The organism is Nocardia jejuensis NBRC 103114, from assembly GCF_001613145.1.
GTDB lineage: Bacteria > Actinomycetota > Actinomycetes > Mycobacteriales > Mycobacteriaceae > Nocardia > Nocardia jejuensis.
In genome coordinates this window covers 54,133-71,485 of the sequence record NZ_BDBU01000005.1, presented here as the reverse complement: position 1 = coordinate 71,485, position 17,353 = coordinate 54,133, and the positions used below count along the sequence as shown (strand labels likewise).

Sequence of the window (17,353 nt, the reverse complement as noted above, 5' to 3'; positions counted from 1 at the left end):
ATGTGAGCAATTCGACTTCGAAGCACACTCCGCAGCCGGTTTCGAGCAAGACCACCTACGCCCTGGGAGGGGTGGCCGTGGTCGTGGTGGCATTGATCGTGTTCGCGGTGTTCCAGTGGAATCGCGGTGGCGGAGACGAGGTCCGCAACGACGGCTACGGCTCCTCCCACGATCCGTCCGTGAGCGTCGCGCTCGATTCGGACGGCGCGATCGTGCTCGGCAAGCCGGACGCCCCCAAGACCATCGAGGTGTACGAGGACCCGCTGTGCCCCGCGTGCGGTCAGCTGGAGAAGACCTACGGCCAGGAGATCGCCCAGAAGGTCGATGAGGGCAAGCTCGCGGTCCGCTACCGCCTGGTGAACTTCCTCGACCCCCGCTCCGGGAGCAAGGACTACTCCACCCGCGCGATTGCCGCCAACGAATGCGTGGCCCAGGCCGGTGACGGACCCGTCTACGCCAAGTTCCATTCGCTGCTGTTCACCACCGAGCAGCCCAGCGAGGGTGGCTCCGACCACGACAACAAGGAACTCGGCGCCATCGCCAAGGACGCCGGCGCCCCCGCCGACGCCGTCCAGTGCATCACCACCGGCGACCGCCTCGATTCGGCCCGCAATCACGCCGAAGCGGCCAACAAGGCTCTCAGCACCGCCCTCGGCGACCGCGCCGCGACCCCCTCGGTCTTCCTCGACGGCAAGAAGGTCGACGTGAACGACAACGATTGGGTCCAGAAGGCCGCAGCCTGACCCTGGTCAGCGAAATCGCCTCGACCACAACACCTCTGGCACTCCGCCCCGTCTCACCGGATCGGGCTGGGTGCCAGAGCTGTCGGTGCGGGTGGTCCGGCGCGGCGCGGTTCGGTTCAGCAGTGGATCTTGACGAACGGGCACGTGAGGGCATCCAACAGGGTCTGCACGGCGCTCGCGCTGCCCGATGCCGAGCCGGAGTCCGGCGTGCTCGCCACCGGTGCGGCGGGCGCTTCGGCGGTCGCGGGGGCGGCCGCGGTCGCCATCACGGCGGACATGAGGACGACGCTGGTCGTCACGGTACGAACGGTGCGGGACAAAGCCACTGGATACACTCCTGATCGATCTCGAGCCGGGGTACTGCCGACAGCACCGCGCGCCGATCGGCGCGCGGAGATGGTCGCAGCATAAGGTGGGTGAATAGCCAAGGAGCGCAATGAGTTCCGAGCTCACAATGATTTCGGGACGCGCCACCGACGGACTCGATGATTCCCGGCGATCCCCCGCCCGAACGGACACGCTACCCATCGCGATGACGCCACGCAATGCGCCGATTCGCACCTGGGGTGTGGATTTCACGCCTGTCGGTGTACTCGGTTAATGTCCGAATTCGGCGGGGGAAATTCGCTCGCCTGTGTGAGACAAGGACATTCGATGACATTGATTCGGCAGATCGCGACCGTGGCGTTCGCAGGGGCCGCGCTCCTGAGCGTCGGCGCCGGGATCTCGGGGGCGGACGAATCGCACCAGGTTCTCTACGAGGTGTGGGGCGGCCCCGCCGCCACGACCGATGCCGTCACCTACGTGGGTGCGGACGTCGATGTCCAGCAGGACACCAAAGTCGCACTCCCCTGGTCGAAGTCGATCACCTCGACCTATTCGATCCCCGTATGGAACATGAACGTTCAGAACACCGGATCCGGTGCGCTCTCCTGCCGCATCACCGTCGACGGAGTGGTGAAGGACGAACAAATCGTCAACGGCTTCGCCGAAATCGCCAGCTGCGCAGCGATGTCCTGACGTCGGTCCGAGGGTTGCGGACGATCCCTTTCGCCCGCAACCACACCGAAGACGCCGACCGCCCGCTTCCGCTCAATCGAAAGCGGGCCGTCTGAGGCGAGTCGTGTAATCCCCGGCTCGCCCCAGCGCATCATCCGCATCGGTAGGCACGGATATTCTCAGCCGATCGTGTCGGCCAGTCGGTCCACCTGGTCGGCGTCGCGGCCGTAGCAGTAGAAGATGATCTCGTCCGCGCCCAGATCATCGAATTGTGTGATGGTGGTGCGGATTTGGTCTTTGTCGGTGAGCATCCCGTCGACCATGTAGTCGGCGCGACCGGAGAATTCGTAGTAGGCGCCGATGGACGCGCGGGCGTCGTCGATCAGATCCTGGTCGCCGAGGACGACATTGACCTGGGCGACGATGCGCGGAGAACCGCTGCGGCCGTGGGCAGTCCAGGAAGCCCGGGCGGTATCGAAGAGTTTGCCCGCCCACGACGGCGCGGCGGCGGCGAGGAACCCGCCACCCCAGCGTCCGACGCGGTCGATGGCGGCGGGCTGGAAACCGCCGAACAGGATTTCCGGACCCTCGGCGTGCCGGGGTGCAGGACCGATGGGCCCGCATTCCTCGTTGAAGGGCTTTCCCGCCCACAGCCGTCGCATGATCTCCAGTTGTTCGTCCAGGCGCTTGCCCCGGGTGCGCAGATCGGTGCCGGAGGCGATGTGATCGTCCTCGCGCCCACCGACCCCGAGTCCGAGTGCCAGCCGCCCGCCCGACATGACATCGAACGTCGCGGCCTGTTTGGCCAGCAGCGCCGGATCCCGCAGGGGTGCGATCAACACCTCTGTCTGTAGCCGGACCCGGTTGGTGGCTCCGGCGATCATGGCGAGCGCGATCAGTGGCTCAGGATTGTCGTAGACGAGACGATCGAGTAGTCCGAGTGTGTCGAACGGGCCCGCTTCAGCGCGCCGAGCCCAGTCGAGCAGTGTAGTGGGAGTGGAAATCGGCAGACCGATGCCGAAGTGCATGAGGAAACCTCCATAGGGTGCGCAATTGAACTGCCGCCCCTTCACCACCCCGCCGACCCGAGATGCGGGCTCCCATTCGCGACGTAATTCTCCGGGAGCACCTGCTTGAAGTCCTTGCGACTCAACCACATTGCCTTACGAACCGCAAGGAGGCGCGCCCGCCGGCGGTGATCGTTCCGGCTCAGTACGCGACGGTGAACCGTTCGCGGATGAAGGACCCGCGCTCCAGTGCGTCCACGATGGCGTGCGCGTAATCGCCTACGCTGATCCGACTTTCGCCGTCGCCGTCGGTGATCGGGGTGTCGCGAGCCTCGGCCCGATAGCTTCCCGTCGCCTCGCCCGGGACCAGGTGCACCGGGGGCGGGCTCACATACGACCACCGCACCGGGGCATCGGAGGCGCGGAAGATCTCCAGCGCCTCGGACTGATCGCGCGCGGTCTCCAGATACTGGTCCGGGAAGTCGGGGGAGTCCACGAAGCGCTGTCCGGGAGCGTATTGCAGGCTGCCACCGCCGCCGAGGAAGACCAGTCGATCCACCCCGGCGAGCGGAAGCGCGTCGAGCAGAGCGGCCGCGCCCCGGGGCACCAGCCGATCCGCGCCCTTGATGGCCACGACCACGGCATCGTGTCCGGCGACGGCATCCTTCACCGAGGCCGGATCGGTGACGTCCACGGTGCCGCGATCCAACGCGGTGACCTCGAATCCACGGGCCAGCGCCGCGCGGGCGACGACACTGCCGAGGTTCCCGCGCGCACCGATGACGGCGATTTTCATGGTCTTCTCCTGCGGCAGTGAATCGACGAAATCCGCTATGAGCGGGGCGATTTCGGGCAGATTTTCCTCGAGCGCGAAGTGCCCGGTGTCGAAGAGGTGAACCCTCGCGTCCGGGAGGTCGCGGCGGTAGGCGTGCGCGCCGGGTTCCGGGAAGAACGCGTCATTGCGTCCCCAGAGAACGAGCGTGGGCGGCCGATGATCGCGCAACCACTGCTGCCAGACCGGATAGAGCTCCACGTTGCTGTGATAGTTCAGCGCCAGCTCGACCTGAGCGTCCTTGCGGCCCAACGCATCCAGGAAATGCTGATCCAGCGTCCACCCGTCCGGGGCGATGAGTTCGGGATCGGAGGTGCCGCCCTCGTATTGGCTTCGGGTGACCGGCAATTCGAGGATCTGCCGCACGTTCTCCGCTGCGCCGGCGACTCCCGGCATATTGGCCGCCATGCCGCGCGCCATCTCGGACATGCCGTCGTCATAGGCGTTGGCGTTCTGGATGATCAGCCCGGCGATCCATTCCGGATGCCGGGTCGCGAGCCGAAAGCCCACGGGCCCCCCGAAATCGAAGGCGTACAGCACGAAACCGTTCAACTCGAGCGATTCCACGAAGCCTTCGACGATGTCGGCGAGGCGGTCGAAGGAATAGACGAATCCCTCCGGCGCCTCGGTGTGCCCGAAGCCCGGGTAGTCGGGTGCGATCATGCGATACCGCCCGCCCAGCGCGTCCATCAACCGCCGGAATTGGTGCGACGCCGAGGGGAATCCGTGCAGCAGAAGCAGCACCGGAGCATGCGCGGGCCCCGTCTCCCGATAGAACACCCGCACACCGTCCACCTCCGCGAACCTGTGCCTGACGTGCGGAACATTGACAACCGCCATGACGTCCCCGACCTTTCCGATACGCGTTCACCTGCGCCGACTATGCTCAGCCGTCCGCCGGGCAAGATCAACGACGAATCACCCACGCTTCGTTAACCGGTGGTTGACGATGATGAAGGCGGATGTGGAGCGATACGAGATCGAGGCGTTCCTGACCCTCGCCGAAGAACTGCATTTCGGCCGCACCGCGGATCGACTGCGCGTGTCCACCGCGCACATCAGCAAGACCATCAAGAAAATCGAGCGCCGGGTGGGCGTCCCGCTCTTCGAGCGAACGAGCCGCCGGGTCGCGCTGACCGCGGTCGGTTCGCAATTGCGCGCCGAACTTCGCCCAGCCTACGACCAGGTTCAGCAGAGTGTGCGTAACGCGAAAGACGCCGGGCGTGGAATCCACGGCACCCTGCGGGTCGGCTATTTCGGTTCCGCCGGTGGACAATTCACGCTTCGGGTCAGCGAGATATTCCACGCGCGCTACCCCGACTGCACCGTCCGGATCCGGGAACTGCAACTCAGCGACGGCGCGTTCCGGCTTCGCGACGGCGATATCGACCTGCAAATGTGCTGCTTTCCGATGCTCGAACCCGACCTGACCATCAGCCCGGCCCTGTACGGCGAGGCGAAAATGCTGGCCGTCCCCGCCACGCACCCTTTCGCGAACCGCTCCTGGCTCTCGCTCGAGGATCTGGCCGAGGTCACGATGATTCAGAACCCTCCGGAGCTTCCGGTCGAATTCGACGACTATCACCACCCCAAGAAAACCCCGTCCGGCAGGCCCGTCGCGCTCGGACCCGTCGGCTCGACCTTCCAGGAAATCCTGGCGCTCGTCGGTGCGGGCAGGGGCGTCTACCTGACCACCGAACAAGCTCCGAAGTTCTATCTGCGCTCCGATATCAGCTATGTTCCGGTTCCCGACGCTCCGCCACTGGAATTCGGGCTCGGCTGGCTGACTACCGGATTCACGCAGGGGATAGGGGCTTTCGTCCAGGCGGCCATCGACACTCGGGATGCCCGCTCGGTTCCGGAGGGGCCGCCGGACTCCGGCGTGCGGAGCTGACCGTTATCGCGCTGCGGTACAGCGAATTCACCGGTTCCGTACCGCGATCCCCGTCCTCGCGACACCCCCGGAGACAAATACCGCGAAAGCTTCACGATTCCCGCACTTTTCGCTACGGTCCGACAGGTGCGACGGACTGCGGCTCTGGTATTCGGTGTTCTTCTCGGTTTCGTGGCGCCCCAGGCGGCGTACGCGGACGTGCCGACGGCACAGCAGGTCGAGACGGTGCCGTCCGCCGGTGCGCTTTTCTACCCCAGTGCGTTCGGTCTGCTTCCCCGACTCGGCGGACCGCACTTCTGCTCGGCGAGCGTCGTCGACTCACCCTCGCGTGACCTGCTGGCGACCGCGGCGCACTGCGTCCTCGGTCCCGGCGCCTTCATCGAATTCGCGCCGCTGCTGCACGATGACGAACTGCCGAAGGGTGTCTGGACGGTGACCGAGATGTACATCGACCCGTCCTGGCAGAAGTCCTTCGATCCCCGCCACGACCTGGCCTTGCTTCGCATCGCCCCGCGCGACGGCAAGAAGATCGAGGACGTGGTCCCCGGCATCCCGCTCGGCCTCCCGCGCGCCGGTGAGCCCGTCACCGTCAGCGGCTACCCGATCGGAACCCGCGGCCGGCCCCTCACCTGCACCGCGCCCCTGGAGACCATCCCCGACGGTTCCGCCATCCACTGCAACGGTTTCGGTGACGGAACCAGCGGCGGCCCGTGGGTCCAGGACGGCCGGCTCGTCGGCGTCATCGGCGGTCCCGAACAGGGCGGGTGCGCCCCGGATGTGGAATACAGCACCCCCTTCGGCGCCGACACTCTCGCTCTGCTCGCCCGTGCCGCGTCCGGCGGCAAGGGTGATCTGCTCCCGATCGGCTTCACCGCGAACGACTGCTGATCGCGGGCCTGACGAGGGAAGGACTCCGCCTGCGGCAGAGGATGCACGGCGTCGGTGAGGTCGAAGCCCAGGACGAGCGGGGGCGCCCAGGACGGCCATCATCCTTCTCTCGGTTGCGCGGCTGGATTGCTGTGTGCTGACCCTGTAGCAGTGGAGTCCGACTTCACCGCCCTGCACTGTCGATGACGATTCGTCGGAGACGAACACAATGCGGCACATCAGGCTTCAGCGGACATCGTCGGCGGGAAACGGTGGATTGCCTCTGATCGAGGTGCGGCCGCCTGAATGTCGCCGTGTCGAGTTCGGCCGCCGATTCACCGATACGGCGGATTGTGCTGGGAGTGTGGGCGGGGTGCGGCCCGTCGGGGGCTCCGGTAGTGAGCCGCACCCCTGGCGAGGAGCCGTACTGGACGTACGGCTCCTTGGATAGGGGGTGGGGATCAGCGGGTTGCGGCTCGCACGGGGGATTCGGGGATGTCGTTGTCCGGGGTGGAGTGCGAGAGCTGGGGGTGGATGAGGATGTGGCTGTCGACCGGGTAGGCGAGGTCTGCGGGGTACGCGCGGGACAGCGGGCCCGGGTCGGCCCCGGTGGGAACGGGGCGCAACGGCCTGTTCTGGGAGAGGCGCGGGCGGGCGGGGGCGTCGATATCGGTGTGGGGGAAGAGGTATCGCGCGCCCTCGGGGCGGGTCTCATGAGGTTCGCCCGTGGGGTCCACCCAGCGCATGCGGTCGGCTTGGGCCAGGTATACCCGCCACGGGTGTTTTCCATTGTCCGCCAGTGTCTTCAGGCGGTGGTGATGGCTGCAGAGCGCGGCGCGGGGACCCGGCGTAGCGGGGTTCGCACGGCTGGTTTCGGAGGGGTCGAAGTGGGCGACAACGGTTTCGGACGCGGGGACGGTGCATCCCGGGAAGCGGCACATTCCGTCGATGGCACGCACCTCGCGCGCCGGCGCCGCGGTGAACGGCCGCACCGCGATGCCCCGCACGAGTTCGGCGTCCTCGGGAACGACGGTCGGCACCACACCGACGAAATCCGCTCCCGCGGGAGTTGAGACAGACTCCACCACAACCGAATTCGAATATTCGGAGAACGTCGCTCCGGCGCTGGCCGGATCCGATGTGCCGGGGCCCGGCACCCGCTGGTTCGCTGCTCGTGCGATCGATCGTTCCCAGGGCGCGGCGCCCGGTGCTCCGGAACCTGTGGCGCTGGAGGAGAAGCCTGGCCTCGGAGCGCCGGCGGGCGGCTGCACCTCGGGGGCGGGGCAGGCTGTCCCAGAGCTACTGCCGGATGCGCCGGAGGTGCGCTTCTGACGGGTCCCAGCGCCGCGATGCCGAGTCACGCTGGAACGCGTGGTCCGCGAGTCGGGAGTCGTGGGGCCGCGATCCCGGGAGGCGGGAGTTGTCGCTGCGGCGTCCGGTGTATCCGGTTTCGTCGAATCCGGGATCTCGGGGTCCGGAGCTCCGGGCGAGGTCGAAATAGACGTCTTACCGGGGGTGCCGAGTTCCTCCGGATGGACGCTTTCCGGCCGAGGGGCCTCCGAGGCCGGAGCATCACTCGCGGCGAAGTACTCCGGAATCACTTGGAACCGAGCATGTTCGGCGATAGTCCGGGCGAGCGCGGCGTCGATCGGCCCGTACCCGGAGAGGTAGGCCGGGTCATCGCGCAGGCCGAGGAGGGTTTCGGCGGAGACGCCCACCTGAATGAGCGGGCGGCGCGGAGTGGCGGGTACATCGGCTTTGGGGCAGGCGGGACCGTGCGAGCACCCGCAGTGCAGGCGGGCGGACCCGTCGGCGAGGGCGATGAGGGCGTCCGCGCGACGCTGAGGCATGGTGCGCGGGTCGTCGTCGCAGACCTGCAGGCTCATTTCGCGCAGGCGCATGGCAAGGGTCTGGGCACCGGCGGCGGGCAGCAGTCCGTCGAAGACCGCCATGCCGTCCTGCACGGCGCGAATGCGGACATCGCGATCGGTTTCGCGTTCCTCGCGACGACGCTGTTCGCCGTGCGGATCCAGCCGCGTCACCCAGCGCTGCGCGGTCTGACGCAGCCGCGCCGGATCCGAGCGCTGCGCGGCGTCGATGAGCCGGGGCTCCAGCGCTTCTCGTAGCTCCCGGGTGAGACCGCGCATGCTGTCGGCGATGACCTGAACGCGAGACAGATCGATCCGTCCCGCCGCGAAGGCCAGCTTGGTCCGGGGTAGCGAGTCGAGCGCGAGGCCGATATCTATGAGGGCGGCGGCAACGCCCTCCGAGACATGCACGGCCACCGAGATCTCCGCCGCGGCGAACTCTCCGGCGCGCACCCCGCCGACCCCGGGCGCGGCGTTCGCGGCGCGATGCCGGCGATACAGCTCCCGGATCGCGGTGACCTCCGCCGCCTGCGCGAACGCCGCCGCGCCATGTGCCCGCCGCAGCGCGTCGACCAGCTCTTCTTCGCCCATCGCCTCCACCTCTCGCCTGTCGAACATACGTTCGACACTACGCCCCGAAGATCGCGGACGCCAGCCTCCATCCAGGCGATTTGGTTTGTTAGAACGCAGTCGTGTAACTTCGTTCAAGCAAGCGGGGCACACCCCGCAAGCGAAAACAAGCACGGGGCTATGGCGCAGCTGGTAGCGCACCTCACTGGCAGTGAGGGGGTCAGGGGTTCGAATCCCCTTAGCTCCACCGATCGTGTCATTGCACGAACCGACTCCATTGGGGCTGGTACCGCGGAAGCGGTACCAGCCCCAATGTCGTTTCCGGGTTGGGGGATGCGGCCCGATACGTGGAGCACCTCGTCAGCCGGGTGGGTATCTCCGGGGTATCCGACACATATCTGCAAAGCGCGGTCAATCAGCGGATGCACCGACAGAAACGAGTCCGCAACGGGGACATGACCCTCGATGTCATTCAGCCGGAATCGTCGCTGCACCTACGCGTCGGCGACGGTGCGGTTATGGTCGAGCAATTGCGCACGGTGGTCGAACTCTCGCAGCTGCCTAACGTCACGGTCCGTGTCACCACCTACGACGCAGGCCAGTACGAAGCGTGGCGGCTCGGCGACTTCGCGACCATGGAACGCCCGTGGGGAAATCCTCGGGTGCATGTCGAGGGATGCGGCGGTGGGCGCTTCGTCGCCGACGCGGACGACGTCGCGTACTTCGCCGCCGCATTCGATCACGCCTGCCGGATCGCGCTGTCCCCGAATGAATCTCGAGAATTCATACAAGAACTAGCAGAAGCATGGAGTGTACGATGAACGAACCGATCTGGCGGACCTCGAGCTTCACCGACAACGGCACATGCGTGGAGGTCGCCGCGACCCCGGACGGTGTGCTGGTCCGCAACAGCAACGCCCGCGACGCCGGAACCGTCGCGTTCACCCGCGATGAATTCAGCACATGGGTGAAAGGATGCAAGGCAGGCGAATTCGGCGACCTCGCCAACTGAATCGCCCGGCCCAAAGCGCTGCGCAGGCCGTAATCGCCATGCTTCCGATCGGCGGCTCAGGCGATCTGCCATCGCGGCCCCTGAAGCACGCCGCGCGTAATGCGCAGCCTTGTTTGAGATTGGCCGACCGTTCGATTGCTGATAACGTCCACTGCACTGACCAAAATCGGTGGTAGGGGGTGTTATCCACTGCAATGGTGATCAATCACGCGCAATTCGGAAGATTCGACGACGATGACGACTCGTCGCCGCTGTCTGCCGCGTCACCGGCTACGAGGCAAGAGCACCTGTCGCCTTCGCAACTGCGCTCGGAGTCGCTCGTTGTGCGGGTCGATCGGCTTGCGAAAGCGGTGACCGACAGTCACGCGGTCATTCACGAGAATGGCATTGCCGTGGATGTGAAAGCCAGTGGTCATGTAGTCGCGATCCGACTCGACGATCATGTCCTCCCCGGAGACAGCCGACTTGGCACCGTGCTCGCTGACATGATCAACAGAGCGCGCGAACAGGCACAGGCTCAGGTCGGCGACATTGCGCGCGAAGTCGAGTCCGATCCCCGCGTGGCACGCATGGTCGAGCAGATTCACGATGCGCCGGACCTAGAAGTATCTGGAACGACCGCACCCGCCGACCCGGAGTACGACCCCGACATCGAGTATCTCCACGGCAGGTCCCGAATCGCCGCCCCTGAGTGGTAGAAGCCACGATGGCGTTCAGCGACGAGTTGTCGGCCGGGAATCGGTTCGGTGACCGGCTATAGTCGGCCCAAGATCGTCATCTCGTAGGGGGAGTCGTGTCGTTCAAAGTTGATCCAGATGCCTTGCGGTCCTGGGCGAAATGGCTGGAAGGGCTTGCCGACGATGTCATCGATGTCGCGGGCAAGGCGACGGCCGACGCCAGTGAGGCATTTCCCGGTACGGAACTGGGTACCAGCGTGACCAGCTCTCGAGACGGGGTGCAGTCGGCGTTGAGGAGTTTCGCGTCCCGCCCGGACGAGATGGCCGAACTCGCCCGCGGCGCGAGCGACACCTACGAAATCACCGACGACGAACTCGCCGCCGGATTCAGGGCGATGGGCGGCTTGCAGTGAGCGGTGCTCTGCTGATCTCGCAAGTCGAGCAGTGGAACCCCGACGCGCTCGGCACCGACGCCACCAACCTGACCACGGTCGTAACCGAGGGACGGTCGCTGCTGCAGTCGATGCTCACCGAACAGGACGATCTGGCCGAGTCCTGGAACGGCCCCGGTTCCAGTGCCGCCGCCGCGCGGGTGGTGAAGGAGAACACCGCCGGGACTCACATCGTGGACAAGATCGAGGGAATTCAACAGCTCTACTCGACGCACAAGACCCAGCTGTCCACCGCCAAGGACAATGTCCTCAACACGCGCACGAACATCAAGAACATGGGGTTCGACGTCTACGACGACGGCAACGTCAACGCCAACACGATGCGCAACGCGCTCATCGCGACCGCCAAGGACAACGGAAACAACGACGGAGTTCCCGCGTACGTGGCCGCCGCCATCCTGCAGCTGGATTACGCTGCCGCAGAGCAACGTCCAGTCATGAAAGGGGCGCTGCAGAACGCTGGCAACGTCGCAGTCACCGCCAAGGCTGCCATCGATCTGGCGACCTCCCAAATGTCGCGACTGGTGTTGACCGAGGCACCCAACAAGGTCGTGCGGACGCTGTTTCCCGGATTGCTGAACCCGGAGACGGCGCAACCATCTGAGCTGCCTCCAGAGTTCAGCCCACTTGGCGCGATGATGTTGTTGCAGAACGGGGTTCCGGTCACCACCACCTTGCCCGACGGATCCACCCAAACGATCACCCCCAACCCCGACGGCACGCTCACCGTCAGCTCTACGACGAAACAACCCGACGGGTCGACCATCACCACCTCGACCACCAACGGCGGGTCGCCAACCACCACTGAGTCAACTCCTCGAACCGACGGTTCAGGCATCATCGACTTGAAGGTAACTGGCCCGGACGGCAAGACCCAGCAATTACAGACCATTCCCCAAGGCAATAACCGGAGCGCCACCTTCGCTGTGAACGCCGACGGATCGCTGGGGGGCAAGCTGTCGGAGACATACCGGGACGACAGCGGGTGGGTCGTCACCGACGTCTACGGTGACGGCGTACTTGACCGGCAATCGCAGCGTCCCGACGGATTCACCTCCAACGAGCGTTTCGCTATCGGACCGGACGGACAACAGCAAACGATCGGCACTTCGAACTCGGCAGGAATGCGGTCGGAACTGCAGCCCGATGGCAGTATCCAGACAACCTATCCCGACGGCCGTACCGCCGAGACTGTCCAGCTAACAGATGGTCGGGTGGTCACGAAGTTCGAGGACGGCTCGATATTCTCCTACGATCCCGGCAGGGCTGCGGAAGGCGTCGATGCGCAATCTCCGTGGGAGATGGTGAAGTCCTGGAGCGGCGACCATGCCACTGGCTTCGTCTCCTCGACTCTCAGCACTATGGACGGGCATCCAATCTTGACTGCGGATGGCATGACGGCCAGCGCGGGCAGTGAGGCAGCATCCCGTCTTGGACAGACTATGGCGAGCCAAGCCGCCGGAGCAGCCGGAGAAGCGGCCGCCAAGCAGATCCTCGCCAACGCGATGATCGACGGAGGCACTCCAGGGGCGAATCGCCTTGCCATCGAGGCACTCGACGCATCCAGCGATGCCGCGAGCAAGTACGGTGGGGCAAACGTTCTGAAGACGGGCGGCAAGCTGCTCGGCTGGCCCGCGACGATCGGTGTGAATGCCTGGGCAAACTGGGACGACTTCAAGTACCACGACAAACCGGGCGGCGAAGCCATCGCCAACGCAGCTGGCGGAACCTTCGGCGGGATGGGCGGCGCGTTGTTGGGCGCGAAAGCGGGCGCGTTGGCATGTGCACCGTTCGTGGAAACAGGGATCGTGCCCGTGCTGTGCGCTGCTGGTGGCGCGGCGATCGGCGGCTTCCTCGGTGGATCCGCCGGCGCTTACGCTGCCGAGCAGCCATTCAAGAATTAGAGGATGAGATGCAGCAGAGTGGGGACAACCAGAGATCGATAACCGAGGGGGTCGAAACCCGGCTGCTGCCATGGCCAGACGAATGGGGCAGCTCGCGTCCACGACCAGCCACGGTCGCCATCGTGATCTTCTTCGGAATCGCGTCGCTGGTCTTCGTGCCGTTCACCGTCGATGCTGCCGCATCGGGAAACACCACCCGGGCCGTCTACGGCGTACTTGGCGTTCTCGTCGGCCTCACCTTCGTAGGGATTGCACTGCCAAGTCTGCGCGTACGCCGCAAGCGCCTTCCGGAACAAATCATCCTCGATGGTGCAGCAGGGCTGCGATTCTCATTAGTCCGATACTCGCGTGCAACCTTGGCCGTGTGGCTGGTTGTGGGTATCGCCTTCATAGCCGCTCGTGCGGTGATGGTCAGTGAGGACTTGTTCACGGGAGACGACCCCCGCGTGGGGCTCGACGTCCTGCAATTGGTTGTCGCTCTTGCTGTTATCGTCGCGTTCGCTTTCCTCATCGTGTATCTCTTTGCCGGACACCGCGACAACCACGTGACTCTTGGCCATGGGGGTGTTGTGCGCGTGTCCGGACCGGTCACGAAATCGATATCCTGGGATGATATCGCCCTCGTCTCACCGCGCGTGGCGAACGAGATGGCAATGGTACGAATCGTCCCCACGACCGGATCGGCCTTCCACGTCGACACCGGCAACAGCAGAATGGCGCGCTGGGGGCGGCAGCGAACCGATCGATGGATGGACCTTCCCGCACTGGCCTTCGGCGTCGACCCCGCGTTACTGCTGTACCTGGTGCGGTTCTATCAACAACATCCTGATGATCGCTACGAACTGCAGTCGAATGCGGTTCTCGACAGAATTCAGGGTGGAGAACTGCTGGGCTGAGCCTAGGGCCTCGGTTCGCAGTATCCGGCAATCGACGTGGGTGCGCGGAGGGACAAGGTCTTCGTTCCGGGTGGCGGGCGCCACCTGGCTGGTCTATCAGCTTGCTCACGTCAATGGAATATTCGCTGTTTTGCGCGGGGTTTCGATCTCGATGTCGTTATCGCTAGTTGGATAAGGGTTTTCGAGGGAGCACCCGGTTGGGGGTGCTGTGGTGGGCAGGTAGGTGCGCGGCCGGAACACGAATTCGGGGTGCCCGGTTTCGATAGGAACCGAGACGATGCGGGCGGTTCGTTCGTCGGGACAGAATGCCAGCAGAACGACCGGACAGCCCAACCGTTGGCGTACATGGGTGACATAGGCGGGCCGGCGCACGCCTGATCGCGCCCAGCGCGCCCAGAAACCACCCACCCCGGCCGCCCACGCACTATCCCTCGAGCGCCTGGCATGCTCACCGACCCTTGGACACCGGCTGGGCGTCAACGGCTTCTCCTGCGCCCTGGCCGCACCCTGCAACCCAGCCCGCCACGGTGCCGCCACTACCTTGGAGGGTTTGACGCAGTGGTGGTCGGAAAAGCAACGTGCAGAACAGTTTTGGACTTCACCGATCGATCGCGACCCCCAGATCCGTCCCGACGGGTCCCGGATGCTGGGAGCACGGCGGCCACGCCGTGCGGTTCTTCCTCGAATACGACACCGGCTCAGAGACATTGAGCACCGTTGCAACACCTCGAGCCTGACCTGCGCGTCCACTACCATGACTACATCAGCAAATGCGTACCTGTCCGGTACCGGAAGGAGTGGGAGGAACTCGTGGCCATGGCAATCGAGAACTACCACTGGGAAAGCGACTTCGCGCACGAACACCAGGCCATCGGCCGATCCGAGGGTTTGGCTGAAGGTCGGGCACAGGCGCTGGCCGGGTCTGTCCTGCGAATTCTGGATCGCCGGGGACTCGTGGTCGCCGACGCCGTCCGGATAGGCGTCACCGACTGCTCGGATCTGGATCAGTTGACCCGCTGGCTGGATCTGGCCCTGGTCGTGGAATCTGCCGAGCAGATCTTCGACCTCGATGCGCAACCTCGGGACGGAACGAGATAGCGAGATCGCGGCCGTCATCGCGCGGGCCGCTCCGCCAAGCGTCCACTCCCACGAACGCCGGGTTCGACATCACGTCAGACCCGGCTTTCGCGTTGTGCGGTCCGGCGCGGATTTTCATCGGCGTTCGGGTGTCGATTCATCCGCTGCTCGTTCGAGGTGATGGTGTGGGGCGTCGCTCCACCACGATGAGCAGGTCGAACCCTAGGGGTGAGAGCAGATGGAACAACTACTGCGAGTGATGAATTTCAATGTCTCGAGTGACGGGATCGGGGCGGGGGAGGAGCAGAGCTTCGAGAGGCCGTTCGGGTGTGACAATCCGGAGCGGCTGTTCGGGTGGGCCGGGGCAACGGCGAGCTGGCCCAATCGGACCGATCCGGGCGGGAGCCGGGGGCTCGACGATTACTTCACCCGGGATTTCGCGCGCGATATCGGCGCCGAGATCATGGGTCGGAACAAGTTCGGACCTCAGCGCGGTCCCTGGCAGGACCATGAGTGGCAGGGGTGGTGGGGGCAGGAACCCCCGTTCCGCACGCCGGTGTTCGTCATGACTCACCACCCGCGTCCGTCGTTCACGCTGTCCGACACCACCTTTCACTTCGTCGAGGGGAAGCCCGAAGCGGTTCTCGCGCAGGCGCGCGCGGCGGCCGGGGGCAAGGACGTGCGGTTGGGTGGCGGGGTCACGACGGTCCGGCAGTTCCTCGATGCCGATCTCGTCGACACCCTGCATGTGGCGGTCGCGCCGGTGGAACTCGGGTCCGGTCTGCGGCTGTGGGACTCACCCGACGAGCTTCGTGACCGCTTCCACCTCGAGGTGGTCCCGAGCCCCAGCGGCGTCACGCACCACTTGTTCTGGCGACGGTGATCCGGGCGATACCGGACGCCCGCTCGATGCCGCGGGTAAGGACTTCGCCATCGCAGGCCCTGAATAGCCAGGCGTACGCTGCAACCCATGGTCGACCTCGACGTCGCACGTGAGGCGCTGGATCCGACACCGTGGGGCTCGCGGCTGCTGGGAACGACGGCAGAGCAGTCCGGGGTCCGGCGCATTCGAATTCAGCTGTTGCTCACCAGCTCGATCGTGGTGACCAACTGTTTCGGCATTGCGCTGGTCGTGGTGCTGGTCGGGTTCGTGCTGCCCGGTCCACCGCTGTTCACCAAAGAGTTGCTGACGCTGAATTTCGTGGTCTTTCCGCTCTACGCCTTCCTGGCTGTCGTGATCGGCGTCGTCTGGGGCACCGGATGGTGTCTGCGCACGCTGCACTGGGCGATCGATCCTGATCGGGTGCCGGACGAGGCCGAACAGGCCGCGACGACATCGGTCCCGGCGCATCTGGTGATCGTGGAGGCGGCCCTGTGGTTCGGGGGCCTGGTGCTGATGACGCCGCTGTACGGGCACGCGGACCGGGGACTGATCGCGAAGGTGATACTCGGCATCGTTTTCGGTGCGATCGTCGTCTGCGCGAACAGTTTCCTCGCCGCCGAGTTCGCGCTGCGACCGGTGACCGCCCGGGTGCTGGACGCGGCGGAGTCCCAGCGTCATCAGGGGATCGGTGTCTTCGGGCGCTCGGTGCTGGCCTGGATACTCGGCACCGCCGCCCCGGTCACGCTGTCGATGATCGTGGCGGTCCTGGCCCTGCTCGAACCGACGGTGAGCACCGCCCGGCTCGCCGCCTGCGTGCTGGTCCTCGGCGCGACGACCCTCGTGTTCGGCATTGTCCTGATGACCCAGGCACTGTCCGCCGCGCTGGCGCCGATCCGGAGCGTGCGCAGGGCGCTGCATCGGGTCGAGGACGGCGATCTCACCGCACGCGTCACCGTGTTCGACGGCACCGAGCTGGGGGAGCTGCAGAACGGATTCAATCGAATGGTGCAGCGGGTTCGCGATCGCGATCGAATCCAGGACCTGTTCGGCAGGCATGTCGGTCACGATGTCGCCGCGGCGGCCATCACCCAGGAACCGGAACTCGGTGGTCAGGAGTGCTCGGCCGCCGCGTTGTTCGTCGACATCATCGGGTCGACCACGATGACCGCGACTCGGCCCGCGACCGAGGTCGTGGAGATTCTGAACCGCTTCTTCGATCTGGTGGTGGATGAGGTCGAACGGCACGGCGGACTGCTCAACAAATTCGAGGGCGATGCGGCCCTGGCGATCTTCGGCGCACCCGCGCCGCTGGAGTGCGCCGAAAACGCGGCGCTGGCCTGTGCCCGTGCCATTCAGCGGCGGTTGAGCGCATCGGCCACGGACTTCACCGCGGGTATCGGCGTCGCCGCAGGCCGTGTGGTGGCCGGCAATATCGGTGCCAGGAACCGCTACGAGTTCACGGTGATCGGCGACGCGGTCAACGAGGCCGCACGTCTGTGTGAACTGGCCAAACACGACCGGAGTCGAGTGCTGGCCTCCGCCGCGATCCTCGGCGCCGCGCATTCGGAGGAAGGCGAGCACTGGTGCCTCGGCGAATCGGTGATGCTACGTGGACGGGTCGAGCCCACAGTCCTCGCGCGACCACGCACCACCATGTACCGGGCGTGATGCG

Annotated in this window: 17 protein-coding genes, 1 tRNA gene and 2 pseudogenes; 14 read left to right on the top strand and 6 right to left on the bottom strand. The window is 65.6% G+C overall.

The window, feature by feature from the left end; all coding sequences use genetic code 11:
* The first annotated feature begins 2 nt into the window (after positions 1-2).
* The gene (locus tag NJ1_RS03815; protein WP_067687864.1) at positions 3-743 is read left to right on the top strand and encodes a DsbA family protein; all 741 of its coding nucleotides are present in this window, start codon (positions 3-5) and stop codon (positions 741-743) included.
* 116 nt (positions 744-859) lie between these two features.
* On the opposite strand, the gene NJ1_RS03810 is transcribed toward NJ1_RS03815, so the two are convergent.
* Positions 860-1,042: a hypothetical protein gene (locus NJ1_RS03810; protein ID WP_157573735.1), complete on the bottom strand. Its 183-nt coding sequence runs from the start codon at positions 1,040-1,042 to the stop codon at positions 860-862.
* Positions 1,043-1,397: 355 nt separating this feature from the next.
* Here NJ1_RS03810 and NJ1_RS03805 point away from each other — a divergent pair, with 355 nt between their 5' ends.
* Positions 1,398-1,763 (top strand): MmpS family transport accessory protein, encoded by a 366-nt coding sequence (locus NJ1_RS03805; RefSeq protein WP_067687531.1) that lies wholly within the window; start codon positions 1,398-1,400, stop codon positions 1,761-1,763.
* A gap of 158 nt (positions 1,764-1,921) precedes the next feature.
* Here NJ1_RS03805 and NJ1_RS03800 read toward each other — a convergent pair whose 3' ends face one another.
* Together NJ1_RS03800 and NJ1_RS37770 are read right to left on the bottom strand one after the other, a co-directional pair.
* Positions 1,922-2,770, bottom strand: coding sequence for an LLM class flavin-dependent oxidoreductase (locus tag NJ1_RS03800; protein ID WP_067687529.1), 849 nt, complete (start codon positions 2,768-2,770; stop codon positions 1,922-1,924).
* 181 nt (positions 2,771-2,951) lie between these two features.
* Complete coding sequence (locus NJ1_RS37770) at positions 2,952-4,421, bottom strand: alpha/beta fold hydrolase (RefSeq protein WP_084477714.1); 1,470 nt, start codon at positions 4,419-4,421, stop codon at positions 2,952-2,954.
* 109 nt (positions 4,422-4,530) lie between these two features.
* Here NJ1_RS37770 and NJ1_RS03790 point away from each other — a divergent pair, with 109 nt between their 5' ends.
* Both NJ1_RS03790 and NJ1_RS03785 read left to right on the top strand, forming a co-directional pair.
* Entirely contained in the window at positions 4,531-5,475 is a 945-nt protein-coding gene (locus NJ1_RS03790; protein WP_218025125.1) for a LysR family transcriptional regulator, read from the top strand.
* A 126-nt stretch (positions 5,476-5,601) separates the two neighbouring features.
* Complete coding sequence (locus NJ1_RS03785; RefSeq protein WP_067687526.1) at positions 5,602-6,363, top strand: trypsin-like serine peptidase; 762 nt, start codon at positions 5,602-5,604, stop codon at positions 6,361-6,363.
* Positions 6,364-6,803: 440 nt separating this feature from the next.
* Here the strand turns inward: NJ1_RS03785 and NJ1_RS03780 are convergent, their stop codons facing one another.
* Positions 6,804-8,828, bottom strand: a complete 2,025-nt coding sequence (locus tag NJ1_RS03780; RefSeq protein WP_067687525.1) for an HNH endonuclease signature motif containing protein — start codon at positions 8,826-8,828, stop codon at positions 6,804-6,806.
* Between the two features lie 126 nt (positions 8,829-8,954).
* Between NJ1_RS03780 and NJ1_RS03775 the strand changes: the two genes are divergently transcribed.
* The 3 genes and pseudogenes from NJ1_RS03775 (at position 8,955) to NJ1_RS03765 (ending at position 9,792) form a co-directional block, all read left to right on the top strand.
* Positions 8,955-9,027: transfer RNA gene (locus NJ1_RS03775), tRNA-Ala, on the top strand.
* Between the two features lie 70 nt (positions 9,028-9,097).
* Positions 9,098-9,601 (top strand): annotated as a pseudogene (locus NJ1_RS03770) (DUF5753 domain-containing protein); the annotation flags it as partial.
* Positions 9,598-9,792: a DUF397 domain-containing protein gene (locus tag NJ1_RS03765; protein ID WP_067687521.1), complete on the top strand. Its 195-nt coding sequence runs from the start codon at positions 9,598-9,600 to the stop codon at positions 9,790-9,792. The pseudogene NJ1_RS03770 and the gene NJ1_RS03765, both read left to right, overlap by 4 nt.
* 263 nt (positions 9,793-10,055) lie before the next feature.
* On the opposite strand, the gene NJ1_RS38710 is transcribed toward NJ1_RS03765, so the two are convergent.
* Positions 10,056-10,379: a hypothetical protein gene (locus NJ1_RS38710; protein ID WP_157573734.1), complete on the bottom strand. Its 324-nt coding sequence runs from the start codon at positions 10,377-10,379 to the stop codon at positions 10,056-10,058.
* 206 nt (positions 10,380-10,585) lie between these two features.
* Between NJ1_RS38710 and NJ1_RS03755 the strand changes: the two genes are divergently transcribed.
* The 3 genes from NJ1_RS03755 to NJ1_RS38705 all read left to right on the top strand — a co-directional run bounded on the left by NJ1_RS03755 (position 10,586) and on the right by NJ1_RS38705 (position 13,721).
* The gene (locus NJ1_RS03755; protein ID WP_157573733.1) at positions 10,586-10,882 is read left to right on the top strand and encodes a type VII secretion target; all 297 of its coding nucleotides are present in this window, start codon (positions 10,586-10,588) and stop codon (positions 10,880-10,882) included.
* Positions 10,879-12,825 (top strand): WXG100 family type VII secretion target, encoded by a 1,947-nt coding sequence (locus NJ1_RS03750; RefSeq protein ID WP_067687515.1) that lies wholly within the window; start codon positions 10,879-10,881, stop codon positions 12,823-12,825. Before NJ1_RS03755 ends, NJ1_RS03750 begins: the two co-directional genes overlap by 4 nt.
* 122 nt (positions 12,826-12,947) lie before the next feature.
* Complete coding sequence (locus tag NJ1_RS38705; protein ID WP_157573732.1) at positions 12,948-13,721, top strand: hypothetical protein; 774 nt, start codon at positions 12,948-12,950, stop codon at positions 13,719-13,721.
* Positions 13,722-13,826: 105 nt separating this feature from the next.
* On the opposite strand, the gene NJ1_RS38700 is transcribed toward NJ1_RS38705, so the two are convergent.
* Positions 13,827-14,129 carry a hypothetical protein gene (locus tag NJ1_RS38700; protein WP_157573731.1) on the bottom strand — a complete coding sequence of 101 codons (303 nt, stop codon included), beginning with the start codon at positions 14,127-14,129 and terminating at the stop codon, positions 13,827-13,829.
* Positions 14,130-14,160: 31 nt separating this feature from the next.
* On the opposite strand from NJ1_RS38700, the pseudogene NJ1_RS40935 reads away from it, so the two are divergent.
* The 4 genes and pseudogenes from NJ1_RS40935 to NJ1_RS03720 all read left to right on the top strand — a co-directional run.
* Positions 14,161-14,298: pseudogene (locus NJ1_RS40935) on the top strand (replication-relaxation family protein); the annotation flags it as partial.
* Positions 14,299-14,531: 233 nt separating this feature from the next.
* Complete coding sequence (locus NJ1_RS40345) at positions 14,532-14,819, top strand: hypothetical protein (RefSeq protein WP_245717196.1); 288 nt, start codon at positions 14,532-14,534, stop codon at positions 14,817-14,819.
* Positions 14,820-15,036: 217 nt separating this feature from the next.
* The gene (locus NJ1_RS03725; protein WP_067687508.1) at positions 15,037-15,681 is read left to right on the top strand and encodes a dihydrofolate reductase family protein; all 645 of its coding nucleotides are present in this window, start codon (positions 15,037-15,039) and stop codon (positions 15,679-15,681) included.
* A gap of 87 nt (positions 15,682-15,768) precedes the next feature.
* Positions 15,769-17,349 (top strand): adenylate/guanylate cyclase domain-containing protein, encoded by a 1,581-nt coding sequence (locus NJ1_RS03720; RefSeq protein WP_067687506.1) that lies wholly within the window; start codon positions 15,769-15,771, stop codon positions 17,347-17,349.
* Positions 17,350-17,353 lie beyond the last annotated feature (4 nt).